Origin of the sequence: Cystobacter fuscus DSM 2262, from assembly GCF_000335475.2 — a bacterium.
GTDB classification, from domain to species: domain Bacteria; phylum Myxococcota; class Myxococcia; order Myxococcales; family Myxococcaceae; genus Cystobacter; species Cystobacter fuscus.
On record NZ_ANAH02000012.1, the window covers coordinates 44,724 to 70,015 of the forward strand.

The 25,292-nt window shown below is 69.1% G+C and carries 22 protein-coding genes; 8 read left to right on the forward strand and 14 right to left on the reverse strand.

What is annotated here, in order from left to right:
- Nucleotides 1-125: 125 nt before the first annotated feature.
- The 3 genes from murA to prfA are packed head-to-tail and all read right to left on the reverse strand — an operon-like array spanning nt 126 to nt 3,373.
- Entirely contained in the window at nt 126-1,391 is a 1,266-nt protein-coding gene (gene murA, locus D187_RS22465) for a UDP-N-acetylglucosamine 1-carboxyvinyltransferase (RefSeq protein ID WP_002624026.1), read from the reverse strand.
- A gap of 12 nt (nt 1,392-1,403) precedes the next feature.
- On the reverse strand, nt 1,404-2,285 hold the full coding sequence (gene prmC / locus D187_RS22470) for a peptide chain release factor N(5)-glutamine methyltransferase (protein WP_002624027.1): 882 nt from the start codon (nt 2,283-2,285) through the stop codon (nt 1,404-1,406).
- The gene (gene prfA, locus D187_RS22475; RefSeq protein ID WP_002624028.1) at nt 2,282-3,373 is read right to left on the reverse strand and encodes a peptide chain release factor 1; all 1,092 of its coding nucleotides are present in this window, start codon (nt 3,371-3,373) and stop codon (nt 2,282-2,284) included. Before prfA ends, prmC begins: the two co-directional genes overlap by 4 nt.
- Nucleotides 3,374-3,818: 445 nt before the next feature.
- On the opposite strand from prfA, the gene D187_RS22485 reads away from it, so the two are divergent.
- The 3 genes from D187_RS22485 to smc all read left to right on the forward strand — a co-directional run bounded on the left by D187_RS22485 (nt 3,819) and on the right by smc (nt 9,989).
- On the forward strand, nt 3,819-4,634 hold the full coding sequence (locus D187_RS22485; protein ID WP_002624030.1) for a tetratricopeptide repeat protein: 816 nt from the start codon (nt 3,819-3,821) through the stop codon (nt 4,632-4,634).
- 52 nt (nt 4,635-4,686) lie between these two features.
- The gene (locus D187_RS22490) at nt 4,687-6,027 is read left to right on the forward strand and encodes a hemolysin family protein (RefSeq protein WP_002624031.1); all 1,341 of its coding nucleotides are present in this window, start codon (nt 4,687-4,689) and stop codon (nt 6,025-6,027) included.
- Between the two features lie 362 nt (nt 6,028-6,389).
- Complete coding sequence (gene smc, locus D187_RS22495) at nt 6,390-9,989, forward strand: chromosome segregation protein SMC (RefSeq protein WP_002624032.1); 3,600 nt, start codon at nt 6,390-6,392, stop codon at nt 9,987-9,989.
- A gap of 103 nt (nt 9,990-10,092) precedes the next feature.
- Here the strand turns inward: smc and D187_RS22500 are convergent, their stop codons facing one another.
- The 6 genes from D187_RS22500 to groES all read right to left on the reverse strand — a co-directional run bounded on the left by D187_RS22500 (nt 10,093) and on the right by groES (nt 15,932).
- Complete coding sequence (locus D187_RS22500) at nt 10,093-11,313, reverse strand: hypothetical protein (RefSeq protein WP_002624033.1); 1,221 nt, start codon at nt 11,311-11,313, stop codon at nt 10,093-10,095.
- Nucleotides 11,314-11,350: 37 nt separating this feature from the next.
- Nucleotides 11,351-12,730: an FHA and sigma-54 interaction domain-containing protein gene (locus D187_RS22505; protein ID WP_002624034.1), complete on the reverse strand. Its 1,380-nt coding sequence runs from the start codon at nt 12,728-12,730 to the stop codon at nt 11,351-11,353.
- 260 nt (nt 12,731-12,990) lie between these two features.
- Nucleotides 12,991-13,395, reverse strand: a complete 405-nt coding sequence (locus tag D187_RS22510; RefSeq protein ID WP_002624035.1) for a hypothetical protein — start codon at nt 13,393-13,395, stop codon at nt 12,991-12,993.
- Between the two features lie 110 nt (nt 13,396-13,505).
- Nucleotides 13,506-13,763, reverse strand: a complete 258-nt coding sequence (grxC, locus tag D187_RS22515) for a glutaredoxin 3 (protein WP_002624036.1) — start codon at nt 13,761-13,763, stop codon at nt 13,506-13,508.
- Between the two features lie 181 nt (nt 13,764-13,944).
- Nucleotides 13,945-15,600, reverse strand: coding sequence for a chaperonin GroEL (groL, locus tag D187_RS22520; protein WP_002624037.1), 1,656 nt, complete (start codon nt 15,598-15,600; stop codon nt 13,945-13,947).
- A gap of 41 nt (nt 15,601-15,641) precedes the next feature.
- Nucleotides 15,642-15,932 (reverse strand): co-chaperone GroES, encoded by a 291-nt coding sequence (gene groES / locus D187_RS22525; RefSeq protein WP_002624038.1) that lies wholly within the window; start codon nt 15,930-15,932, stop codon nt 15,642-15,644.
- A gap of 404 nt (nt 15,933-16,336) precedes the next feature.
- On the opposite strand from groES, the gene D187_RS22530 reads away from it, so the two are divergent.
- The 3 genes from D187_RS22530 to D187_RS22540 are packed head-to-tail and all read left to right on the forward strand — an operon-like array spanning nt 16,337 to nt 18,101.
- Nucleotides 16,337-16,930 (forward strand): hypothetical protein, encoded by a 594-nt coding sequence (locus D187_RS22530; RefSeq protein ID WP_002624040.1) that lies wholly within the window; start codon nt 16,337-16,339, stop codon nt 16,928-16,930.
- A gap of 16 nt (nt 16,931-16,946) precedes the next feature.
- Nucleotides 16,947-17,588 carry a hypothetical protein gene (locus D187_RS22535; RefSeq protein WP_043431191.1) on the forward strand — a complete coding sequence of 214 codons (642 nt, stop codon included), beginning with the start codon at nt 16,947-16,949 and terminating at the stop codon, nt 17,586-17,588.
- Between the two features lie 33 nt (nt 17,589-17,621).
- A complete protein-coding gene (locus tag D187_RS22540; protein WP_043431215.1) occupies nt 17,622-18,101 on the forward strand; it encodes an NUDIX hydrolase in 480 nt (159 codons plus the stop codon).
- Here D187_RS22540 and rpoZ read toward each other — a convergent pair.
- Nucleotides 18,098-18,337, reverse strand: coding sequence for a DNA-directed RNA polymerase subunit omega (gene rpoZ, locus D187_RS22545; RefSeq protein WP_002624043.1), 240 nt, complete (start codon nt 18,335-18,337; stop codon nt 18,098-18,100). The genes D187_RS22540 and rpoZ overlap by 4 nt on opposite strands.
- Before the next feature lie 157 nt (nt 18,338-18,494).
- Here rpoZ and D187_RS22550 point away from each other — a divergent pair, with 157 nt between their 5' ends.
- Both D187_RS22550 and D187_RS22555 read left to right on the forward strand, forming a co-directional pair.
- Nucleotides 18,495-19,865, forward strand: a complete 1,371-nt coding sequence (locus D187_RS22550) for a sensor histidine kinase (protein WP_063725009.1) — start codon at nt 18,495-18,497, stop codon at nt 19,863-19,865.
- Nucleotides 19,866-19,923: 58 nt separating this feature from the next.
- Complete coding sequence (locus D187_RS22555) at nt 19,924-21,327, forward strand: sugar porter family MFS transporter (protein ID WP_002624045.1); 1,404 nt, start codon at nt 19,924-19,926, stop codon at nt 21,325-21,327.
- Between the two features lie 9 nt (nt 21,328-21,336).
- On the opposite strand, the gene D187_RS22560 is transcribed toward D187_RS22555, so the two are convergent.
- Genes D187_RS22560 through D187_RS58040 form a run of 4 tightly spaced genes read right to left on the reverse strand, consistent with a single transcriptional unit; the run spans nt 21,337 to nt 25,209 of the window.
- Nucleotides 21,337-22,311: a hypothetical protein gene (locus D187_RS22560; protein ID WP_002624046.1), complete on the reverse strand. Its 975-nt coding sequence runs from the start codon at nt 22,309-22,311 to the stop codon at nt 21,337-21,339.
- A gap of 14 nt (nt 22,312-22,325) precedes the next feature.
- On the reverse strand, nt 22,326-23,927 hold the full coding sequence (locus tag D187_RS22565) for a caspase family protein (protein WP_002624047.1): 1,602 nt from the start codon (nt 23,925-23,927) through the stop codon (nt 22,326-22,328).
- Nucleotides 23,924-24,679 (reverse strand): hypothetical protein, encoded by a 756-nt coding sequence (locus tag D187_RS22570; RefSeq protein WP_002624048.1) that lies wholly within the window; start codon nt 24,677-24,679, stop codon nt 23,924-23,926. The genes D187_RS22565 and D187_RS22570 overlap by 4 nt, the downstream gene beginning before the upstream one ends.
- Complete coding sequence (locus D187_RS58040) at nt 24,676-25,209, reverse strand: RNA polymerase sigma factor (RefSeq protein ID WP_002624049.1); 534 nt, start codon at nt 25,207-25,209, stop codon at nt 24,676-24,678. Before D187_RS58040 ends, D187_RS22570 begins: the two co-directional genes overlap by 4 nt.
- Nucleotides 25,210-25,292: the final 83 nt, after the last annotated feature.

Here is a 25,292-nt window from a genome sequence, read left to right on the forward strand (position 1 = left end):
GGGTGCGGTCCGGGTCACGGCTTGCCCCCGGGCGTTCACGGAATGATAGGTCGCATGATTTTTCAGATGCAACCCAACCCCCGCATTGTGTTCACGCACCCAACCCTCGGACCACCCCCCGGGGCTCAGGCCTTGACGCGGACGATGTCGGCCCCCAGGTCACGCAGCTTGCGCTCCAAGCGCTCGTAGCCTCGATCCAGGTGGTAGATGCGCTGGACCTCGGTCTTGCCCTCGGCCCGGAGACCGGCCAGGACCAGCGAGGCACTGGCTCTCAGGTCGGTGGCCATGACGGGGGCGCCCGAGAGGGAGCGCACCCCCTTCACCACCGCCGTATGCCCCTGGATGGTGATGTCGGCTCCCATGCGGTGCAGTTCCGGCACGTGCATGAAGCGGTTCTCGAAGATGCGCTCGGAGATGACCGAGGTGCCGTTGGCCACCGTCATCAACCCCATGAGCTGGGCCTGCATGTCCGTGGGGAAGCCCGGGTGCTCGGCCGTCTTCACGTCCACCGATTGGATGACCGGGGGAGCCTTCACCCGGATTCCCCCCTCCTCGGTCGTCACGGTGCAGCCCGTCTCGCGCAGCTTGAGGATGATGGGCTCCATGTGCTCGGGCACCACGCGCCGCACCAGCACGTCACCGCCAGTGATAGCGGCGGCCACCATGAGCGTGCCCGCCTCGATGCGATCCGGGAGGATGGCGTGCTCCACGGGGTTGAGCCCGTCCACCCCGTCGATGGTGATGACGGAGGTGCCCGCGCCCTGGATGCGCGCTCCCATCTTGTTGAGCACCCGGGCGAGCTCCTCCACCTCGGGCTCGCGCGCGCAGTTCTCCAGCACGCTGCGGCCCTGGGCGAGCACCGCCGCCATCATCACGTTCTCCGTGCCCGTCACGGTGATGACGTCGAAGTTGACGGTGCCGCCGCGCAGGCGCTTCGCCGTCGCCTCGACATAGCCCTCGGTGAGGTGGATGTCCGCGCCCAGGGCCTTGAGGCCCTTGAGGTGCTGATCGATGGGGCGCGCCCCGATGGCACACCCACCCGGCATGGACACGCGCGCCCGGCCGAAGCGGGCCACCAGCGGGCCGAGCACCAGCACCGAGGCGCGCATCGTCTTCACCAGGTCATACGGCGCCTCGGGGTGGATGGGCCCCTCGATGGCCACCTCGCACACGTCCGAGCGCTCGCCCGTCAGCCGCGCCGTGCCACAGCCCATGGTGCCGAGCACCTTGAGCATGGTCGTCACGTCCGCCAGGTCCGGCACGTTGCGGTAGACGCTCCTGCCGTCCGCGAGCAGCGCCGAGGCGAGGATGGGCAGCGCGGCGTTCTTCGCACCCGACACGGTCACCTCACCCTTGAGGGGGTGACCACCCTTCACGACGATCTTGTCCATCTGTCCCGTCTCTCACCCCCGTGGCTGGTTGGCCACGGGTTGTGTCCCGAAAGCGAGGCGCTCCCGCCGCTCCAGATCCTTCTCCACCCGCGCGTTCTCGTAGCCCGCGGCCTGGAGGAGGGCCTGAACGGCGGGGCCCTGTGTTTCGCCGATTTCCATTGCAAGCAGCCCGCCAGGCACGAGGACACGGCGGGCCCCCTGGATCACCTGACGCAGCAGCGCGAGCCCATCCGGCCCCCCGTCGAGCGCCATCCGGGGCTCGCGGCGCACCTCGGCGGACAGGCCCGGAATCTCGCCCGAGGCGATGTAGGGCGGATTGGACACCACCACCTGGAAGCGGGCGTCCGGGGGCAGGGGGGTGTAGAGGCTGCCGTGCAGCACACTCACCCGGTCCGCCACGCCCAGGGCCTGGGAGTTCTCCCGCGCGAGCGCGCAGGCGTCCGGGGACAGGTCCGTGGCGAGCACGGTGGCCTGGGGCCGCTCGGCCGCGAGACTGATGGCGATGCAGCCCGAGCCCGTGCACACGTCCAGCGCGGTGCCGGGGCCGTCCTTGGGCAGCGCGTGCAGGGCGGCCTCCACCAGCAGCTCCGTCTCGGGCCGGGGGATGAGCACGCGCGCGTCCACCTTGAAGGGGCGGTTGTAGAACTCGCGCACGCCGGTGAGGTACTGGGTGGGCTCGCCCGCCATGCGCCGCGCGATGAGCGCCTTGAAGGCGGCGAGCTCCTCCTTGTCCAGCGGCCGGTCCAGGTCCACGTACAGGCGCACCCGGGTCGTCTTGAGCACGTGGGCGAGCAGCACCTCGGTGGTGAGCCGGGGCGCGTCCACGCCCTTCTTCTCGAAGTGCTGCGTCGTCCAGGTGAGGACCCGGCGGATGGTCCAGATCTCCTCGCTCATGCGCCCTGCGAGCCCGCTCCGCCGCCCGTCTGCTGCTTGAGGGCCTCGGCCTGGTAGTGGGTGCGGCAGGCGGTGATGATGTCCTCGACGCCGCCCGACATGATGCCCGGCAGGTTGTGCACCGTGAGGCCGATGCGGTGGTCCGTCAGCCGGTCCTGCGGGAAGTTGTAGGTGCGGATCTTCTCCGAGCGGTCGCCCGTGCCCACCTGGCCGCGGCGCATGGAGTCGCGCTCGTTGCGGATGCGCTCCTGCTCGATTTCATAGAGCTTGGCGCGCAGCATGCGCTCGGCCATGGCGCGGTTCTTCCCCTGGCTCTTCTCCTGCTGGCACTTGACCACGATGCCCGAGGGCTTGTGGATGAGGCGCACCGCGGAGTCGGTGGTGTTCACGCTCTGGCCGCCCGAGCCCGTCGAGCGCATCACCTGCATCTCGATGTCGGCGGGGTTGAGCTTGATGTCCACGTCCTCGGCCTCGGGCATCACCGACACGGTGATGGTGGACGTGTGGATGCGCCCTTGGGCCTCGGTGGCCGGCACGCGCTGCACCCGGTGCACGCCGGACTCGTACTTCATGGCGCTGTAGATGCCCTCGCCCGACAAATTGATGGTGACGTCCTTGACGCCGCCGGCGCCGCCCGGGCTCATGTCGAGGATGTCCGCCTTCCACCCCTTGCGGTCGGCGTAGCGCAGGTACATCTGCATGACTTCCTCGGCGAACAGGCCCGCCTCGTCGCCGCCGGCGCCCGCGCGGATCTCCAGGATGACGTTCTTCTCGTCGTTGGGATCCTTGGGCAGCAAGAGCAGCTTGAGCGCCTGCTCCTGCTCCTCGCGCTGGGCCTTGAGGCCGGGCAGGGCCTCGCGCGCATAGGCCTTCTCGTCGGCGTCCGAGCTGGACAGCCACGCCTCCACTTCCTTGAGGTCGTCGAGCACCTTGCGGTAGGAGCGGAAGGTCTCCACCAGTTTCTCCAGGCTCGCCCGCTCCTTGGAGACCTTCTGTAATTTCGCCGAGTCGGCGATGACGTCCGGGTTGGCCAGGTCGGCGGTGAGGCGCTCGAACCGGCGCTCCACGTCTTCGAGTTTATCGATCATCGGTGTGGGCTCGGGGTTGTGCCCCGTTGTCTGGCCCCTGGCAAGGCCGGACGGGGCCAAGAAATTCCGTGGACTTCCAGTCCCAGAGCGTGAAAAAAGGGCGGTTCGCCGCCTTTCCGTGCGGCTCCATTCCGCCGAAACGGAGTACCAAGAAGATGCCTGCCCAGAAGGGAAACCGCAGCAAGAAGAAGCTGTCCAACCGCGCTGGTTCGAAGAAGGCGGCCCTCAAGCGCCGCCGCGCCCGCGAGCGCCGCAAGTAGTTCGCCGTACGCCTCCTCCCCTGGTCCGAAGGGGAGGGGGCAAGCCTTCCCCACCCCGCGCGCTGGATCCCTGGGGAGCTGGTCATTAGGTCTTCCCAGGATAGGACCCTCCGGGCACTTGCCGGGAGGGATGGCTCTTGCTTGCGCCGTGAAAGTGGCGGCGCGTAGATTGATTTCGCGAGTTCATGGCCCGGGAAAAGGACAACATCGCTCTCTCCGACGAGCACAACTCACGTGGCATCGAGTTGGCGGATCGCGGGTGGCTGGACGAGGCCATCAAGGAGTTCAAGAAGGCGATCGATCTCGATCCCGACTCCGCTCACGCCCACGACAACCTCGCCACCGTCTACGCGGAGAAGAAGCTCTATCGCGAGGCGCTGGGCGAGTACCTCACCGCGCTGAAGCTGGAGCCGGAAAGCCCCACCGCGCACTACAACCTCGCCTGCTTCCTCTCCACGCACGCCGACGAGATGGCGGTGGTGGAGTACCGCGAGGCGATCGAGCTGGATCCGGAGTACCCGGACGCGCACCTCAACCTGGGCCTCACCTACGCGGACCAGGGGCGCATCGAGGAGGCCATGCGCGAGTTGCAGACGGCCATCGAGCTGGAGCCCCAGGACGCCTTCCCCCGGCACGAGCTCGCCGCGCTGCTGATGGACGAGGGGGATTACCGCTCGGCCATCACCCAGCTCAAGGAAGTGGTGCGGCTGGAGGCCGACAACTTCGAGGCGCACCTGGACCTGGGCATCTGCTACGCCCAGAAGGGCTTCTACGCCGAGGCGGAGCGCTCCTACGAGAAGGCGAGCGCGCTCAACGCGGAGGACTTGCTGCTCAACTACAACCTGGCCGCGCTCTACGCGCTCTGGGGCCGCCGGGCCGATGCGTTGACCTTCCTGCAAAAGGCCGTGGCGGCCGATCGCACGAAGGTTCAGGGTTGGCTCGCCACGGATACGATGTTCGACTCGTTGAAGAGCGATCCCGGGTTCGAGGCGCTCTTCTGAGCCCTCCCGCGAGCCCTCTCCAGGGCTCTTCTTCGAGCCCCTGAGTCCCACCATGGAATGGGTTTTCCTCGGCCTGGCGCTGCTGCTGGTGGTCGCCAACGGCTTCTTCGTGGCGACCGAGTTCGCCATCGTGAAGATTCGCCCCACGCGCCTGCAGGCGTTGGTGGATGACGGACGGCCGGGGTCGGCCACCGCCATGAAGATGGTGGACAAGCTGGACGCGTACCTGTCCGCCACGCAGTTCGGCATCACGCTCGCGTCGCTGGGACTGGGCTGGCTCGGGGAACCGGCGTTCGCCCACCTGCTGGAGCCCGTGCTGACGCGGGTGGTGCCCGAGGCGGCGGGGCCCACGCTGGCGCACTCGATTTCGGTGGCCGTCGCGTTCGCCATCATCACCTTCCTGCACATCGTGCTCGGGGAGCTGGCGCCCAAGAGCCTCGCCATCCAGCGCGCCGAGGCGACGACGCTCGCGGTGGCGCTGCCCATGCGCGCCTTCTACTTCGTCTTCTATCCGGCCATCTGGCTGCTCAACGCGCTGGCCGGCTGGGTGCTCAAGGCGTTCGGCATGCACACCGCGCACGAGTCCCAGGACGCGCACAACGAGGACGAGCTGCGCGTCATCCTCCACAGCTCCGCCCAGGCGGGCGCCATCACCACCGCGCGCGCCGAGCTGCTCGAGCGCTCGCTGGAGATGGCGCAGAAGTCGGCGCGCCAGGTGATGGTGCCGCGCCACCAGGTGAAGTTCCTCGACATGGAGGAGCCCCTGGACAAGTGCGTCGCGGACGCGCGCGCGGCGGGCCACACGTGGCTGCCGGTGTGCCGCGGCAACATGGACGAGGTGGAGGGGGTGGTGAACGTGAAGGACCTCTTCTTCCTCCTGTCCCGAGGTGAGCTGCGCAGCCTGTCCCAGGTGCAGCGGCCGGTGCTGTACGTGCCGGAGCACGTGACGCTCGAGCAGCTGCTCAACGAGTTCCGCCGTCGGCGCCGGCAGACGGCCCTCGTCGTGGACGAGCACGGAGGCACCTCGGGCCTGGTGACGATCGCGGATGTGGTGGCGGAGATCGTCGGCGACGTGGCCGAGCTGGGGCGGCGCGTGGACGAGGTGCGCTCGCTGCCCGGTGGGCGCTTCGAGCTGCCCGGCTCCGCGCAGCTGGATGACCTGGAGGACCGGCTGGACGTGTCGTTCAAGCTGGATGACGAGGACGTCGAGGTGACGACGATCGCCGGCTACCTCATGGCGAAGCTGGGCCGCATCCCCCTCAAGGGCGACGTGCTCAAGCTGGACATGTGGCGCATCCAGGTGGAGGAGGTCGATGGCCCCCGCGTGGTGAAGGTGACGGTGGAGCCCCAGGCCAGCCCCAAGCCCCCGGTGACGGCGGCTCCGGAGGCCTGAAGCCCGGGAGGCGCTCCTCGCGCCACCCCGACACGCGCTGGCGGCGCCGCCGTGTCAGAGGGGGGTGCTACACCCTCGCGGGACGCTCCCGTGAGGAGCGAGAGGGCGAGCAGGGCCTTGATCGAGGGATGCCTCCAGGAAGCGCGGAGGGACGGTAGCGTCTGTTCCCCTTCCCACAACCCCCGGGTTGTCGGGTGGGGACGAGCGCGTCCGCCCACGCGAATGCATGGGCTGGGCGGGCGTCATGCTTGATCGGTCGAAAACTTGCGTGCTACTCGTCCAGAATCGCTCCGGAGCCGATTTTTCGGCCTCGGCGCCGTTTCTCGTCCGTCCGCACCTTCTTCTCGGGAGCCCTTTCCCTCATGCGAATCAAGCGCCTGGACATCACCGGCTTCAAGTCGTTCATGGAGCGCAGCGTCTTCTCGTTCGATGAGGGCGTCACGGGCATCGTCGGCCCCAACGGCTGTGGCAAGTCGAACGTGGTGGACTCCATCCGCTGGGTGATGGGCGAGCAGAGCGCCAAGAACCTGCGCGGCCGCGGCATGGAGGACGTCATCTTCAACGGCTCGGAGTCCAAGCCGCCCCTGTCCATGGCCGAGGTGTCGCTCACCTTCCACGTGGACGAGACGGACACGCTGCCCGCGCACCTGGGCGGCATCCCCGAGGTGACCGTCACCCGCCGGCTCTTCCGCAACGGCGAGTCCGAGTACCTCATCAACAAGACGACCTGCCGCCTGTTGGACATCACCGAGCTGTTCCTCGGCACCGGCGTGGGCACGCGCGCCTACTCCATCATCGAGCAGGGCCGCGTGGGACTCATCGTCTCCAGCAAGCCCGAGGACAGGCGCCACCTGATCGAAGAGGCCGCGGGCGTCACCAAGTACAAGTCGCGCCGCAAGGCCGCCGAGCGCAAGCTGGAGGCCACCCAGGCCAACCTCCTGCGCGTCACCGACATCACCAACGAGCTGGAGCGCCGCCTGGAGAGCCTGTCGCGCCAGGCGAAGAAGGCCGAGAAGTACCGCAAGCTCAAGACGCGCATGCGCGAGATCGATCTGCACTCGGCCTCGCACCGCTTCCTGGCGCTGCACGCGGAGGCCAAGCAGCTGCAGGAGAAGCTGGGCGGCGTGGTGGGCGAGGAGCGCGAGGGCCTGGAGAAGATGCGCGAGCAGGAGGCGGCCATCGCCGAGCGCCGCGCGGGGCTCGAGGCGGAGACCCAGGCGTTGCAGAAGCTGTCGGCCGAGGTGCACGCCCTGGAGAGCGCCGTGCAGCGCGCGGACCAGGACCTGGCCTACTGGCACAAGGATCTCGAGGAGACGAGCGCCCGGGTGGCCCAGTCCGAGGTGGAACTCCAGGCGCTCAAGGCCCGGCAGGCCGAAGTGTCCGAGACCATGAGCTCGCGCGAGGCGGAGCTCAGCAACATCGCCGGCTCGTGGAAGGAGGACGAGGTGGCCATGCGCGTGGCGCAGGAGGAGCTGCGCCGGGCGGGCCAGTTGCAGGCGGAGATTGGCCTGCGGCTGGAGCAGGAGCGCGCCGCGCTCGTCACCGTGGCCAGCCGCCTGGCCAACCACGAGAGCAACCTCGTCAACCTCGCCCGCCAGAAGGCGGACCTGGAGGCCCGCCGCGCGCGCAGTCGCGCCGAGGCGGACGGCTTGCGCGAGCAGGAGAAGCAGCTCGAGGACGCGCGCCAGTCGGTGGCCCGCCAGGTGGAGGATCGCCGCCACCTGTCGATCGAGATCGCCGAGCGCAGGGGCCAGGAGGAGGAGGCGCTGCGCCGCACCCGCCAGGCGTTCACGGAGAACGAGGTGCAGGTCATCGGCCTGCGCGAGGAGCTGAGCGACAAGCGCACCCGGCTCGCCTCGCTGGAGGCGCTGCAGAAGGACTACGAGGGCTTCGACAAGGGCGTGCGCGCGGTGATGGTGCGCGCGGGCGAGGAGGCGCGCACCCAGGGCATCTTCGGCCTGGTGGCGGACGTGCTCTCCACCACGCCGCGCTACGAGCGCGCGGTGGAGGCGGTGCTCGGCGAGCGGCTGCAGCACGTCGTCGTGGAGAGCCGCGCCAAGGGCGTGGAGTTGGTGGAGTACCTCAAGGACGCCGCCGAGGGCCGGGGCAGCTTCCTGCCCGTGCCTCCCCCCGAGCGGCTCCCCCCCGAAATCCAACCGGACCGCTCCCGCCCGGGCGTGCTCGCGCGCGCCCTGGACGAGGTGACGTGTGAGCCGGCGCTCTTGCCCGTGGTGCGGCTGCTGCTCGGGGACGTGATCATCGTGGAGGATCTGGCGAGCGCGCGCTCCTACGCGGAGGCCGAGCGCGAGGCGTGCACGCTCGTCACCCTGGACGGCGAGGTGTTCCGCTCGGACGGCACCATCACCGGCGGTGAGCGCGAGGGCGCCGCGGTGGGGGCCCTGCAGAAGAAGCGGGAGATCGCCGAGCTGGCCATCGAGGTGGCCCGGGTGGAGGAGCGCTACAACGAGATCCTCACCCGGCACTACACCCTGCAGAAGCAGATGGGGGACACGGAGGACGTGCTCAAGGGGCTCTCGCGCAACCAGCACGCCGAGGAGCTGAGCCTGGCCAGCCAGGAGAAGGATCTCCACAAGGCGAGCGAGGACCTGGCGCGGGTGCGCGATCGGATCCGCGCCGTGGACGCCGAGGAGACCCAGCTCGCGCACATGTACGAGGGCCTGGCGCACGAGGAGGAGAACAGCCGGGGCGAGGTGGCGCACGGCCAGACGGACCGCGAGGCGCGCGAGGAGCGCGTGAAGCAACTGCTGGGCGAGCTGGAGTCGCTCAAGCAGCGCGCGGACGCGGCCACCGGACAGCTCACCAGCCTCAAGGTGAAGGTGGCCGCGGGCGGCGAGCGTGGCGAGGCGGCTCGCAAGGAGTTGGAGAGCCTGCTCGCCCAGCGCGAGGAGATGGCCAGCCGGGTGCGCAAGCTGGAGTCCACGGTGCGTGAGGGCGCCTCGCGCGTGGAGGACTTCAACCGCCGCATCGGCGAGACGCAAGCCCTGCGCGCCGAGAAGGCCGAGGCGCTGCGCGGCGCCACCGAGGGGCTGGAGGGGCGGCGCGCGGCCCATACCGCGGCCACCGGCGAGGTGCGTGACCAGGAGGCGGCGCTGCGCGAGCTGCGCACGAAGCTGGATGGGCTCACCCAGGGCCTGTCGCAGATGACGTTGCGCGAGCGGGAGATCTCCCTGGAGCTGGAGCACCTGGTGTCGGGGGTGCGCGAGCGCCACGCGGTGGAGCTGCCCGACGAGGTGCACAACTACCACCTGCTGCCCTCGCTGAGCGAGGAGGCGGAGCAGGAGCTCAAGGAGCTGCGCGCCCAGGTGGAGAAGATGGGGGAGATCAACCTCACCGCCATCGACGAGCACGAGGAGCTCACCCAGCGCTCGGCGTTCCTGCTCGCGCAGAAGAAGGACCTGAGCGAGTCGATGGAGAAGCTGCAGGAGGCCATCCGGCGCATCGACGCGTCGAGCCGGGAGCGCTTCAAGCAGACGTTCGACATCGTCAACGAGAAGTTCCAGGCCATCTTCCCGCGGTTGTTCGGCGGAGGCCGGGCGAGCCTGGTGCTCACTCAGGAAGGGCAGGGGACGGAGCCCGGCGTGGAGATCGTCGCCCAGCCGCCCGGCAAGAAGCTGCAGAGCATGAACCTGCTGTCCGGCGGCGAGAAGGCGCTCACGGCCGTGGCGCTCATCTTCGCCATCTTCCTCATCAAACCCACGCCCTTCTGCCTCCTGGACGAGGTCGACGCCCCGTTGGATGAGGGCAACGTGGGCCGCTACAACGACATGGTGAAGGAGATGAGCAAGCAGTCGCAGTTCATCCTCATCACCCACAACAAGCGCACCATGGAAGTGGCCGACACCCTCTACGGCGTCACCATGGAGGAGCCCGGCATCTCCAAGCTGGTGAGCGTGCGGCTGCGCGAGGCCACCGCGGCCAACGACAACACCAGCGTGGCCTGAGCCCCCGCCGCGCTCCCGCGGAAGTGAAGAAGGCGCGGCTCCTGGGGTTCCAGGGGCCGCGCCTTCGGTGTTTCAGGGCCTCGGGTGCTTCAGGCGTCGGGGGCTACTTCTTCTTGGCGTCCTTCTTGGGCGCGGCTTCCCGGGTCTCCTTGGGGCAGGCGCCCTGGTCGGCCTCGAGGCGCTTCTTGGCGTTGTCCAGGTCCTGCTGGGTGTTGTTGATGACCTCCTGGGCCTTGGGCTCCAGGTCGGCCCAGGACGCGTCCTTGGCCTTGAGCTCCTGGGCGAGCCCCAGGGTGCTCTGGTCCACCTTGAGCTGGGCGTCGATGGCGTTCACCCACGCCTGGGAGGCGTCGACGAGCACCTTGCACTTGCTCTTGAGCTCGTCCACCAGCTTCCAGTCCTTGCTCTTCTGGTACTGGGCGACGACGGCGTCATAGACCTCGGCGGCGTTGGCGCGGTGGCCGAAGGCGATGGCCGCGTCGGCCGAGCGCTGGTTGCGCACCAGATCCAACTGGAAGAAGCGCATCTCGGGCTGGAGATCCGCGGCGGGCTCGGTGGCGCGCGAGTTGAAGTGGACGAAGCGGTAGGGGAACTTCAGCTCGTCCACGTCCAGCTTCGCCGGCACCGCCGCCAGCTTGCCCTTGAGGCACGCGGCGAGCTGCTCGCCCTCGGGGGTTCCCACCGTGTCGAAGGTGATGTCGGCCGCGGTCGTCGCGGCCTTCTTCAGGGTGATGTTGGCGCGCAGCGTGGGCGGCGCCACGGTGGTGAAGCCCGCGTAGCAGTCACACCACTGGGGCTGGGCGAGCCGCACGGCGCCCGAGTAGTCCGAGCCCGGGTTGGTGCCGAACTTCACGCTGGCGCTGTTGCCGCGCTCGTGCACGAAGACGCTCTCTGACTCCACCGGCTGCGCGCCCTTGGCCAGGGCGGTGAGCGGCACGAGCGTGTCCACCGTCTTCTGCACGCACGCGGTGCCCTCGGGGGTGAGGTTCTCGCCAGAGACGGCGTGCGTGCCGCCCTGATCGTTCACGGTCGTCTTCACGACGACGCGCGTGGTCTCCGCGTCGCCGCGGGACTTGGGATCCACCAGGCACTCCATCACCTGGGGACGGGCGAAGAGCAGGCCGCCCACGAGGCCGCCCTGGTTGGCGGGCTGGGGCAGGGCGGGCAGCTGCGTCTGGCACACCGACACGTCGAAGGGCGGCTGGTTGCTGATGCGCATCCGCTCTTCTTTCGTGGTGGGGCCCTGGGTCTGGGCCTGCTGCGTGCTGGCACAGCCCGCGGCCGCCGAAGCGAGGAGGGAGGCGATGGCGATACGACGTATCATGTGGAGGTTCTCCGTTGGGGTCAGGACAACGGAGGCGTCATTTATCAAGTCCCTCGGCGTTCTTGAGATCCTTCAAGCGCAAACCGTTCTTCTTGACCAGTCGGTAGAGGCTCTGCATGGACAGGCCCGTGTGCTGCTCGGCCTTCTTCATGTCGAAGTTGGACTCGCGCATGACCTCGGCGAAGTAGAGGCGCTCGAAGTCGGCCACCACGCGATCCTTGGCCTCGTGGTAGGGCATGTTCGTCACCAGGGCGGCCACGCTGGTGGTGGGCTGCTCGCCATCGGGGCGGCGCTGGTTCTGGGCCATGAAGTCCAGCCAGCTCGAGTTGCCCGTCTCCTGCATGAGCGCGCCGCGCTCGAGCACGTTGCGCAGCTCGCGCACGTTGCCCGGCCAGTCATAGCCCTCGAAGAGGGCGAGCGTCTGGGGGGTGAGCTCGAAGGAGGACTTGATGCCGCGCAGCAGCGACTGGGCCAGCACGGGGATGTCCTCGCGCCGGGTGCGCAGCGGGGGCAGGCGCACGCGCGCCACGGCCAGGCGGAAGTAGAGGTCCGCGCGGAAGCGGCCCTGGCGCACGTCCTCCTCGAGGTTTCTGTGAGTGGAGGCGATGACGCGCACGTCCACCGGCATGGGCGCCCCGGTGAGCGAGGGCACCTCGCGCGACTCGAGCACGCGCAACAGCTTGGGCTGGAGCGACAGGGGCAGCTCGCCCACCTCGTCCAGGAACAGGGTGCCGCCCTGGGAGGCCTCGAACACGCCCTTGGCGCCCTTGTCCTCGTCGGCGCGCAGACCGCCGAACAGCTCGCGCTCGGCCTTCTCCTCGGTGATGAGGTTGCAGTCCACCACCTTGAAGGGGCCGTGGCGGCGCATGGAGTGCTGGTGCACGGCGCGCGCGGCCAGTTCCTTGCCGGTGCCCGTCTCGCCCTCGAGCAGCAGGTTCATGTCCTCACGGGCGATGCCGCGCAGCTGCGCGAAGACGACCCGCGTCTTCTCCGCGGTGCCCACCAGCGAGCCGAAGGCATCCGCTCCCCCCGAGACTTCCACCTCGGTGGCGCGCGACTCCTGCTTGATGACGAGCTTCGTCTTGCCCAACTGCACCTTGTCGCCGTGCTGCAGCAGCACCTGGATCACCCGGTGGCCATCCAGGAAGGTGCCGTTGCGGCTGCCCAGGTCGCGCAGGAGGATGCCCTGCGAGCTGCGCTCCAGTTCCAGGTGGCGGCGGCTCACCGTCTGATCACTGAGCACCAGGTCACTCGCGGGGTCGGAGCCCACGCGCAGCAGCGCGTCCTGGGTGGTGACCTTCTTGCCCTTGTCCGGCCCCGAGTTGACCTCGACGGTCCAGTCACGCACCTGGATGCGTGTTGGCGGACTGTCTCCCACCTGCACGGTCAACGTGGACTCGGCTCTGTCGTCGATCATGGGCGTGGTCCCTCCATTCCGCGCGGCGAGCAGGAGGCTCCGCCAGCTTCACGGAAGTTCCTGTTTACGAGGGCTTCCCGAAGGGAGCAAGCGTTTGTCTCGCGCTCCGGACCGTCCACGAGGAATCAAGTCCTCCGGGAGATTTCCAACCGGAGCGGGATCCGGGGCGGACACGGGACAGGCCCCTGGGGAGAGCCCAACACGCACGACGGCCCGGACACGACGGGGTGCCCGGGCCGTTCGCCGCCGAGTGGAAGCCGCTAGTACTTGGCGGGCGAGTCACTGGCCGGGAACGACTCCTTGGATTGCTCGTCCACGATGTCGTCCTGCGCCTGCCCACCCGACTTCATCTGGGCGTTGGTGGGAGCGCCGGTGCCCTTGCGCAGGTGCTCGGCATCCACCACCAGCTTCTTGCCGGGCTGCACGCGGGCCTCACGTGGCGCCTCGTTGCGTGCCATCCGGGCCCCGAGCAGGTTCTTGGCGCGCTCGGCCAGGTCCTTCTGGGACTCCTGGTAGTCGCGCAGGAACTCGACCACTTCCCGGTCCCCCTGTTGCTCGGCGTCCTGGATGTACTGGTCCACGTCCGACGCCGCCTGGAGCCGTTGGTAGATCACGCCGATGACGTCGTCCTTGATGCCCGGGGACTTTCCACCTGTCTTGGCCATCGTCCACCTCCCCTGTGTGAGAACCCTGAGTGGGAAATCGCTCGGGGTAACCTGCTCATGGGGGAGGCGAGATGCTTGCCGGGGGCGGGGCTCGCCCGCCCGCTCGCCACTCAGGCCTGGAGCATGGGCTCCAGCTTGCCGTCCCGGTCCAGTTGGGCCAGGTCGGTGTAGCCCCCGACGTGGGTGCTGCCGATGAAGATCTGCGGCACCGTGCGCTGGCCGCCGCTCATCTCCACCAGCTTCGAGCGCATCTCGTCGTCACTCGTCACGTCCACTTCCTCGTAGGCGACGCCCTTGCGCTTGAGGAGATCCTTCGCCCGGACGCAGTAGCCACAATAGGTGGTGGTGTAGATCTTCACGGGTTGCACGTGTGTCCTCCTGGTTGTCTATGGGCTGAAATTAATCGCGAGCCGGGTGCCGTGCCATCCAGGCGTGCGGTCTGACGGACCCCGCAAAGCCAACGGCCCCTGGCTCCACGAGGGAACCAGGGGCCGTGGCGGGGAGGCCCGGAGCGCGGGGATGCCGCGCCCACGGATCCGCGGGAGGGAATTACATCCCCATGCCGCCCATGCCACCCATGCCGCCCATGCCACCCATGCCGCCGCCACCGCCGGCCGGCATGTCCTTCTCCTCCTTCGGACGCTCGGCCACCATCGCCTCGGTGGTGAGCATCAGGGAGGCCACGGACGCCGCGTTCTGCAGCGCGGTGCGGCTCACCTTGGCCGGGTCGATGACGCCGGCGGCCAGCAGGTCCTCGTAGACGCTGGTGGCGGCGTTGAAGCCGTACGAGCCCGTGCCTTCCTTGACCTTGTTGACGATGACGCTGCCCTCGAGGCCGCCGTTGGCGACGATCTGGCGCAGCGGCTCCTCGACGGCGCGGCGGATGATGTCCACGCCGAACTTCTCACCGGCGTCGACCTTGACGTTCTCCAGCACCTTGGAGCAGCGCAGCAGGGCCACGCCGCCGCCAGGAACCACACCCTCCTCGACGGCCGCGCGGGTCGCGTTGAGGGCGTCCTCCACGCGAGCCTTCTTCTCCTTCATCTCGGTCTCGGTCGCGGCGCCCACGTTGATGACGGCCACGCCGCCCACGAGCTTGGCCAGACGCTCCTGGAGCTTCTCGCGATCGTAGTCGCTGCTGGTCTCCTCGACCTGGGCGCGGATCTGCTTCACGCGCGCCTCGATCTCCGTCTGGGCACCGGCACCGTCGACGATGGTGGTGTTGTCCTTGTCGATGGTGACGCGCTTGGCGCGGCCCAGGTCGGTCAGCTGCAGCGTCTCCAGCTTGATGCCCAGGTCCTCGGCGATCATCCGGCCGCCCGTCAGGGTGGCGATGTCCTCGAGCATGGCCTTGCGGCGGTCACCGAAGCCCGGCGCCTTCACCGCCGCCACGTTGAGCACGCCGCGGATCTTGTTCACCACGAGCGTGGCCAGCGCCTCGCCCTCGATGTCCTCGGCGATGATGAGCAGGGGCTTACCCGAGCGGGCCACCTGCTCGAGGATGGGGAGCATGTCCTTCATCGAGGAGATCTTCTTCTCGTTGATGAGGATGAGGGGGTCGTTGAGGACGACCTCCATGCGCTCCGGATCCGTCACGAAGTACGGGGAGAGGTAGCCGCGGTCGAACTGCATGCCCTCGACCACGTCCAGGGTGGTGTCGAGGCCCTTGGCCTCCTCCACCGTGATGACGCCCTCCTTGCCGACCTTCTCCATCGCGTCGGCGATGATCTGCCCGATGGTGGTGTCACCGTTGGCGGAGATGGTGCCGACCTGGGCGATCTCCTTCTTGTCCTTGGTGGGCTTGGCCAGGTTCTTCAGCTCGGCGGTGATGGCCGCCACGGCCTTGTCGATGCCGCGCTTGATGTCCATCGGGTTGTGCCCGGCGGCCACCAGCTTGGCGCCCTCGCGGAAGATGGCCTGCGCCAGCACGGTCGCCGTCGTGGTGCCGTCACCGGCCACGTCGCTGGTCTTGGAGGCAACCTCCTTGACCATCTGGGCGCCCATGTTCTCGAACTTGTTCTCCAGCTCGATCTCCTTGGCCACCGTCACGCCGTCCTTGGTGATGGTGGGGGAGCCGAAGGACTTCTCGATCACCACGTTGCGGCCCTTGGGCCCCAGGGTGACCTTGACCGCGTCGGCCAGGATGTTCACGCCGCGCAGGATGGACTCGCGCGCGCGGACGTCGAAAAGAATGTCTTTTGCCATGATCTGGATTCCTTGAAAGGGAAGAGGAGGGAGCGGGGGAATTACTTCTCGATCACGCCGAGCACATCCTCCTCACGGAGGATGAGGTGCTCCTCACCGTCGAGCTTGATCTCGGTGCCCGCGTACTTGCTGAACAGGATGGTGTCGCCGGCCTTGATGTCCATGGCGCGCACCTTGCCATCCTCCAGCACCTTGCCATTGCCGACGGCGATCACCTTGCCCTCGAGCGGCTTCTCCTTGGCGGTGTCGGGGATGAACAGACCGCCCTTGGTCTTGTTCTCCTCGGCCACGCGCTTGATGATCAGACGATCCTGCAGGGGACGAATCTTCATGGTCGGTCTCCTCGAAAGGGGGACGAGCCGGGGATACGGCGCGCCCACGGGGTTGATGAAGGGCCTCTGGCCCAGGCGATTAGCACTCACACCTCGCGAGTGCCAACCGCCAAGCGCGCGGGATAATAACCAGGGGACTCGACCCGTCAAGCGCGCCCGGACACGCGCCAGGAAAGGTGGCAACCGCCCGGGATGACTCGGTTTTCCCGGGATTGTCCACCAGTGGATTTCCGGCACCACGGGCCACTGTCCCCGGTGACTTTCTGGCAGTCGACAGGGGGGAGTGCCAACGTAAGCCCTTGGAATGATTGAATGCCGCTTTGCGGCATTGCGGGCTCATTGGTATTCTGACCTGTACATCCCCCGCCGCGATTTCCGGGGGAAGGAAGGGAGGTCGAGCGTCCATGAGTCAACTGGTCACGTCCCCGTCATTGAAGGAATTCTTCAAGACGCTCCTGGAAGAGGTCATCCGGCGCCAACGGGTCGCGGTCGCGGAGACGACCGAGTTCTACCTGGTGAACCTGCTGGCGGAGTTCGCTTCGTCCGACAAGCTCTTCAGCAAGGGAGAGGACGGGCGCTCGGAGCAGGAGCCGCTGGCGGTGCTGTATCACCGCTCGCTCCAGCAGCAGCGCGACGAGCGCATCCGGACCCTGCGGCGGCTGGGGGACGTGTCGCTCTATCAGGCGGGCTTCTTCTCGGGCGCGCTGCGCGAGGGGCCCGTGGGGCCGGACTACTACATCCAGATGGGCGGAGCGGCGTACGGGCAGCTGGCCGATCTGGCCCCGGCCGCGGGCTTCGCCGCCGTGTACCGCGAGCTGAGCGCCCGCTTCCGCGCGCTCGTCGAGGTGCTCGGGGAGATCGCGGCGCGGGGGCTGGTGAGCAATGGCCCCGCGGGCGCCCTCAAGGTGTACGAGAGCTGGGTGCGCACCGGGGATGACCGGCTGGAGCGCGTCCTGGTCGACGCGGGCCTGGTGTGCCCCAAGGGGATGCCCAACTGAGCCCGGGGGTCGGCGAGTGATCGACCGAATGCAGGCCCACCTGGAGGCCATCTATGGCCTCACCTGCGAGGCCCGGGCGGAGGTCTTCCTGGTGGACTCCGAGGCGGCGCTCCTCCTGGGCTCCACCGGCCGCTCCGAGGAGGAGTTGCTCGTGCGCGAGGAGGACGGGGAGGTGGAGGTCGCCCTCTATCTGGCCCCCGCGCTGCTGCGGCGGCTCGAGCCCTACGCGGGCGCACCGGTCCACGCCCTGATGGAGCGCGAACTGGACGGCTTCTGCCAGGTCGCCGAGGGCGTCTCCCATTTCGTCTATCTGGCGCATACGGCCACCCAGGAGCGGACCGTGTCCCTGTTGGAGCTGGAGGCTCAGGCGGAGGTGGACAAGTTCGCCCTGTGCCTGCTGCACCGCTGGGGGACGGGCGTGCGGGCCTGGGCCGAGGAGCTGCGCTGGCGGCTGTTCGACCGGGTGTCCTACCGGAGCCGACTGTCCGAGGAGGAGCGCTGGCGCTACCAGGAGGCCAACCGGCTGTCTCGCAACTTCTGCTCCCGGCTGATGGGGCACGTGGCGTCCCGGCGGTTGGAGCGGTTGTTGTCGGATCTGCGTTACGCGTACCGATTGGGCGCGGAAGCCAAGTTGCGCCACTTCGCGCAAGTCTCCTGACCGCGGCGGGTGCTCATCGGTTACGGTGGCATCATGCCCCGTGAGGCCTCCGCCGGAGGAATCGTCGTTCGAGAACAGGCAGGAGAGCTGGAGGTGGCCGTCATCCGCCCCCATGGTCGCTCCCTGTGGGCGCTGCCCAAGGGACACGTGGACCCCGGGGAGTCCGCCGAGCAGACCGCGACGCGCGAGGTGTGGGAGGAGACGGGCCTGCGGGCCACGCTCGTCGCGCCGCTGGGGGAGATCCGCTACGTCTACCAGTTCCGTGGCCAGCGCATCTTCAAGCGCGTCCACTTCTTCCTCTTCCGCTATCACTCGGGCGTGCTCGGTGACATCCAGCACGCGGGACAACGGGTGGAGGTGGACGAGGCCCGCTGGGTACCGCTCGTGCGCGTGGCCTCGCTCCTGGGCTACAAGGGCGAGAAGGCCATCGCCGCGCGCGCGGCCCGGATGCTGCTGCGCGCGGGCAACCCCCTCGCCGTCTCCGGACGACCGCCGGATCAGGGTGATGACTAGGCGCCCTTGGGCTCCTTGGAGTACTTGCCGGTGAGGGCCTCGCGCACGTCGCGATCGAACTTCACCCGGCCGGTGGCCACCTCGCGCAGCGAGAGCACGGGCGGCTTGTTCTTGGAGATGTCGATGATGGGGCGGGCGCCGGCCATCAGCTGACGGGCGCGCTTGGCCGCCAGCAGCACGAGCGCGAAGCGGTTGTCGACCAGGGGGAGGCAGTCTTCGACTGTGACGCGAGCCATGGTACAGGGGTCCTTCGCTGAATACCGAGGGGAAGAGACCCAACGTAGAGAGTGACTCCCACCGAGTCAAGGACGGATGCCCGGGAGGGCAGGTGGGCGGGGTGGCCCCTGCTCGGAACCCGAAGTGTGTTATTCTTTCCTGTTTTCGAGGGAAGACATGACTTGCTCCGTCGCCCCCGCGTTGGCCACCGAGACAGTCACGACCCACACGGGCGGGTGGAGGGCGGTGTGGACTCCGCGCTCGCTCTGGGGACTGGTGGCGCTCCTGCTGGGCACCGGCTGGGCCGACGTCTTCTACCTGGGCCGCTTCAGCGCGTGGGCGCTGGGCCTCCGACTGGCGTGGGCCGCCCTCCTCGTGGTGATGAGGTTCCTGCCCGACGGCTCTCCCGCGTGGAACCGCGCGACGCTGTACTTCTTCGTGCTCGGCTCGACGTCCTGCATGGTGGGGCTGGCTGGTGTCATGGGGGGAGTGGGGACTCCCTACTTCGTTCTGGTGGCCACCATGCCCCTGAGCGTGGGCCTCGGCCTGTCCCTGTGGCGGGACCGGGGCGCCATCTTCCTCTGTGGCGCGGCATGCTTCGCGGGCAGCCTGCTGCTCGTGCGCCACGCCCAGCGGCCCTGGGTCGAGTCGGCGTTCTGGCTGATGCTCATGGTGTGCACGACGCTCGTCGCCGACTTCCTCTGCTCGCGCGTGTCCCATGCCTTGAACGTGGAGCAGGGCATCCGCAGCGAGCGCGCGCGCCGCGAGGCCCTGGAGGCGCTGACGCTCAGTGAGCACCGGCGGGCCCAGGCCGAGAAGCTGGCGCTCGTGGGGCAGTTGTCGGCGGGGGTGGCGCACGAGATCAACAACCCGCTGGCCTACGTGGGCTCCAACGTGGACCACGTGCGCGAGGAATTGCTGGCGCCGCACGAGGTGGACCGCGAGGCGCTGGCCGACGTGCTCGCCGAGACGCGCCTGGGCGTGCGGCACATCCAGCAGATCGTCGCGGACCTGAAGGGGTTCGCGCGCATGGAAGCCCAGGAGCCCGCGGACTGCTCGCTGGCGGAAGTGGTGGCCGATGCCATGAAGCTGGCCTCGCTCCGGCTCAAGCACGTGGCGTGGCTGCACATCGACGTGCCCGTGGAGCTGCCGAGGATCTTCGCCGTGCGCCAGCGCCTGGTGCAGGTGGTGATCAACCTGCTCGTCAACGCCGGCGATGCGCTGGAGACGCACCGGGCCGGTGGGGGCGAGGTGCGGGTGACGGGCCGCCTCGGGGAGGCGCACGTGGCGTTGCTCGTCGAGGACAATGGGCCGGGCATCCCTCCCGAGGTGCTGCCCCGGCTCTTCGAGCCCTTCTTCACGACCAAGGGGCCCGACAAGGGCATGGGCCTGGGGCTCAACCTGTCACGCGAGCTGGTGGCCCAGTTCGGCGGACGGCTCACCGCGACCAACCGCCCGGAGGGCGGGGCCCGTCTGTGCCTCGAAATGCCCGTGGGCGACACCGCGGGTGCTGCTTCTTTCCAAAGGCCGACACCCTCCCTCGAGTGAGGGGATGACTCGGTGCCCGGCGTGCGGATGATGAGAGCGCGTTCCGGGAGGTGTGTGGATGGGGCATGTGCGCGAAGGCGCGATGGCCGCGGATGGGTCCGTCTCCAAGGTGGTCTTGATCTCCTCGGTGGCGGCCCTGGGCGGCTTCCTGTTCGGCTACGACACGGCCGTCATCAACGGGGCCGTGGGGGCCCTGGCGTCCACCTTCCAGGCCAGCGACACCGCCATCGGCCTGACCGTGTCCTCGGCGCTGCTCGGCTCGGCCGTGGGGGCGTTCGTGGGCGGTCAGATGGCGGACCGCCTGGGACGCATCCGGGTGATGGTGGTGGCCTCCATCCTCTTCTCCGTGAGCACGGTGGGCTCGGGGCTCGCCTTCGGGCTCGTGGACCTGAGCCTGTGGCGGCTGGTGGGCGGCATCGCCGTGGGCATCGCCAGCGTCATCGCTCCCGCCTACATCGCGGAGATCGCTCCCGCCCACCTCCGGGGCCGGCTCGGCTCGCTGCAGCAGTTGGCGATCGTCACGGGCATCTTCGCCGCGCTGCTCGTCGACTACGGCATCGCCGCCGGGGCGGGCTCGGCGGAGAACCCCTACTGGTTCGGGCTGTCCGCGTGGCGCTGGATGCTCTTGTCCGAGCTGCCCGTCGCCGTGGCCTATGGCGTGGGCGCCCTCATGATTCCCGAGTCCCCACGCTACCTCGTCGCCAGGCGCCAGGAGGCCAAGGCGCTCACCGTGCTGCGCACCGTGCTGGGCCGCGGCGCCGAGGCGAAGATGGTGGAGATCCGCCGCACGCTCTCCACCGAGGATCACGGCCACTTGAAGGATCTGCGCGGGCGCTTCGGCCTGCTGCCCATCGTCTGGATGGGCATCGGCCTGTCGGTCTTCCAGCAGTTCGTCGGCATCAACGTCATCTTCTACTACTCGAGCGTCCTCTGGCAGGCGGTGGGGTTCTCGGAGCAGAACTCGCTCATCATCACCGTCATCACCAGCGTCACCAACATCGTCACCACGTTCATCGCCATCGCCACGGTGGACCGCTTCGGGCGCAAGCCCCTGCTCATCATCGGCTCGGTGGGCATGGCGCTGACGCTCGGGACGATGGCGTTCGTGTTCGGCTCGGCGCCGCTCGATGCCTCGGGCGCTCCCGTGCTCCAGGGCTCCGCGGGCACCCTCGCCCTCGTCGCCGCCAACCTCTATGTCTTCTGCTTCGGCATGTCGTGGGGTCCGGTGGTGTGGGTGCTGCTCGGGGAGATGTTCAACAACCGCATCCGCGCCCAGGCCCTGGCGCTCGCCGGCTCCGCGCAGTGGGTCGCCAACTTCCTCGTCTCCGCCACCTTCCCCAGCCTGCGCACGGCGGGGTTGGGCATCGCCTACGGCCTGTACACCGCGGCGGCGGCGGCCTCGCTCTTCTTCGTCGTCTTCTTCATCCGCGAGACCAAGGGCAAGGAGCTGGAGGACATGTGAGCCGCGGCCTCAGGGCCCCAGCGCGGAGACGTCCGGACACGCCTCGGGACTGCCTTCCGGAGCCGCGTTCCAGCTGCGCTGGCGGTAGGTGAGTTGGAAGCCCGTGTCCCAGCACTCCACCTGGGTCTCCTCGAGGCCCTCGGTCACGTCCCCCCCCGTCACCTCCGCGCGGGCCACCCCGGCCCCGTCCCGCGTCCATCGGCTGAGGACGGACAGATCCTCGCGCCGCTCGCCCGGCAGGAGGTCGGCCCGGAGGAAGAACCTCATTTCCCCGAGCCCGTCGGGCAACTGGCGGTAGGTGTACTGGAACTCCCGCTTGGCCTGGGCGGAGACGAAGTTCATCTCCACGCGCAGGGGCAGTGTGCGCGTCTGATAGACGATGTCCAACCGCTCCTGGGTCGAGAGCCACTCCTGCCCCTGTTCCGAGATCCACCCCAGATCGAAGCCATTGGCGACCGCCGCTCCGATCTGAAGGTGCACCGCTCCCGTTCCCCGGCGCAGGCCTCCGTCCGCCTGGAAGATGCCCTCCAGGAAGGTCCACCAGCCCGCCTCGCCCGAGCCGGTGCGCCGCACCTCGAGCCGGTAGTCGAAGACGCGGCCCTTGCGAGTCATCAAGAGGCGCACCTCGTGGGTTCCAGACGCGTCGAGCGTCATGGGCCCCCAGATCCGCTTGCCCAGGGCGCGTGTCGTCGGGGGCTCGGTCTGGATCAGCTCCAGGCGCGACAGCAGGGCATCCAGCCCCGCGTTGAAGATGTCCGAGGCATCGTGGGTGTTGAGATAGAACTGCGAGGCCTCTCCCACGGCGAGCCGGGCCACGCGTTGCCCCGGGCCCCTGGTGCCGGCGCGCTCCTCGCTTCCAGGCAGCCGGGCCATCAGATCCTCGCGCGCGGGCAGGGCGTTGAGGAACTCGAGGTCGTCGTTGGAGAAGTTGCCCACACAGGCGCTGGCGGCACAGCCCAGCAGCAAGAGCCAGAGGGTTCGCATGACACGCTCCCGATTCACAGCCGGAACGTGACGAGTGCCCCGAGTTCCCAGTAGCCCAGGGAGCGTTGCTCGTCGACGTTGTAGAGGAGGTAATGGACGCGGGCGCGTCCGGTGAGTTCGATGTGGTGGGTCAGCGGCCAGCGCACCCCCGCCATCAGCCCGGGGGTGACCACCCCGTAGAACTGGGTCGGCAGGCGCGTGTCCGTGAAGTCGCGAACCATGACCGAGTAGGCCAGACGCGCGCCCAGGAACGGGCTCGCGCGGCCGAGGGGCCACTCGCGCACGAACGACGTGCCCACGTTGAGCAGCGAGTAGCGGTAGAGCGGCCCCGACAGCGTGGGCAGCGCCAGCGTGGCCTGCCGCGAGCCGAAGGACAGATCGACGTCCCAGCGCCAGTCCTCGTGGAAGTAGTGGTGCAGGCTCGCCTCCAGCCCCAGCATCGGCGTGGAGAGGAAGAGGTTGTCGCGCGTGGGTGAGTCGAAGAAGGAGTGGTAGCCGCCGCTGAGCCCCAGCGTCCAATAGGCGCGCCGCGTGCGCGTCTGGTACGGCGCGCCCTTCACCGGATCATCCGAGAAGGGCGCGTCGCGCAGGCTCGACTCGTCGAGCACCGTGGTGCTCCCGCGACGCACCTCCGCCTCGCCGATGCGCAGCCGGTCCGCCAGTCTGCGCTTCACCGTGTAGCGGCCCGGCCCCAGCGCGAGCCTGCGCTCGGTGTCCGCCGCCTTGTCCACCTCGGCGACCACCAGGCCCAGGGGGCTCACGAAGTAATAGGCGCCCGCGGGCGCGCCACCCGGCAACAGCACGCCCTCGTCGTGTCCCCGGAGGTCCGTCAGCACCAGGTCCCCCTGGCCCGACAGGTCGTAGCTGAAGGTGGGGTGCTGCGCTCCGGCGCCGCTGTCGGCGGTGTCCGCCACCGTGCGCGCATAGGCATGGGAGTAGGCCTCGAAGAGCGTCACCTGCCCGTCCCCCGAGCGATCCGCGTCTCCCAGCAGGCCGCTGAAGAGGTGGTGGGTGAAGTAGCTGCCCCCCAGCAGATCCGACTCCTGGGAGTCCTCGTCCGCCGAGCTGGAGGTGAGTAGGACGAGCCCCCGGGCGACCTGGGCCGGGCCCGTGTCGATGGCGAAGGCGGGCGCGCGCCGGGCGCCCTTCGTGCGGGTGAGCGACCCCGAGCGGCACGCATCCAGGATGGCGATGCGGATGTCCACGGGCGAGGCCTCCAGTCGGCGCTTGAGCGCCTCCAGCTCCAGCACCCCCTCGCCCATGCGCAGCGCGCCGTCCTTCGCGTGGCCTGAATAGTAGAGGATGAGCTCGGTGCGCTCGCCCCGGGCCCGCGCTACCCGGGCCTGGGCCTCCACCTCGGCGAGCGCCCGCAGGAAGTCCTCGGGCTCCTCGTCCAGCAGCAGCCGCGAATCTCCGGGTGCCACCCCGCCCAGCCGCGACAGCAGGCCCAGCATCGTCCGGGCATCCTGCCGCGCGAAGCGCAGCGGCCGGGTGCCCGCGCCCCCCTCGTCATTGCCCGCCGCCAGCGCGAAGCGGCGCGTGGGGACGGCGCCCGCGGCGCTCGCCAGGAGCAGCCCCAGGAGCACTCCCCAGGCGGACAGGCCCAGACGCCTCATGGCTTGTGCAGCACCCAGTCGATTTCCTCCCCACCCAGCTCCAGGGGCCCCATCTCCGAGACCTGGTGGCCCGCCTCCTCCCAGGCGCGAAGCGCTCGCGCCGCCACCACCTCCAGCTCCAGGGGCTCGCTGGACAGCAGCACCATCACCCGCTCATTGCCCGTCCCCGTGAAGCGCACGCTGTCGGGCAGCCAGTGCCGTCCGTCTCCCGGCTCCACGCGCAGGCTGCGCTGATCCTCGGTGGTGTACAGCGGGGAGACCTCCCCGGTGTCGTCCAGCGAGAGGGCGAGGATGAACGCGTGGGGTCCCGCCGTGTAGCCGATCCGCACCCGCTCGTTCGGCAGCACCGTCTCCGTGTCCCCGGGGAGCACGGCGCGCTGGGGGCCCTCGCCACCAATGCGCAGGGTCGCCGAGGCGCCACCGCCCTTGAGCCGGTTGGTGGACTCGGGCTCGAGGAAGGGACGCACCGTCACCGTGAGCAGCACCAGGGCCGCTGCCGCCACCAGCAGGCCGTTGACGCGCGGCCGCGCGGCGGGCTTCTTCGTCTCCGTCTCCTTCAGGGTGACCCCGGCCGCGAAGCGCTCGAAGGGCACCTGGGCCTCGAAGCGCGCCTGTTCCTCCTCGAGGCCGTGGAGCACCCGTTGGCACTCCGCGCAGGTGGCGACATGGCTCCGGGCCTGTCGAGCCTCTCCGCCGGGCAGCTCCCCGGCGCGCAGCCGTCGCAGCGTCCACTCCGTCAGATGAGCGCTCATGGAACCTTCAGCTCCTCGTTCGTCAGGGTCGCGAAGCCCTCCAGCCGCCTGCGCACCGTGGGCACCGAGCGGCCCAGCAGCGCCGCCACCTCTTCCAGCGTCATTCCATCCACCCAGTAGTGCACTACCGCCGCCTGGGTCTCGGGGTCCACCCGGGACAGGAGCGAGCGCACCAGGTCGCGCGTCTCCAGGGTCCGCTCGCCTCCGTCCCCCTCGGGACGTGCCCGCTCGTCCCGCTCGAACGAGCGGCGCCACGGGGCCTGCTCCGCGCGCAACTGGTTGAGGCAGTAGTGGGTGGCGACCTTCATCAACCACGCCAGGGGGGAGTTCGCCAGGCGCAACGACGCCGGCTGCCGCAGGACACGCACGAAGACCTCCTGCGCCGCGTCCTCCGCCTTCGTGGCGTCCTTCAAGAGAAAGCGGCAGCGTCCGTACACGCTGCCACCGTACGTCTTGTACAGCTCGTGCAGGAAGGCATGCCGGTCCTGCGGGCCTCCGTCGATGACCTTCAGGTCCGGTGGGGTCGTCACTGCCAAGAACTGCCTCGTCTCGCCTCGGGGGGGAGGGCCGAGCCTACCCGCCCCGTCCTCGTCACCGTGAGCGACCAGGCGTC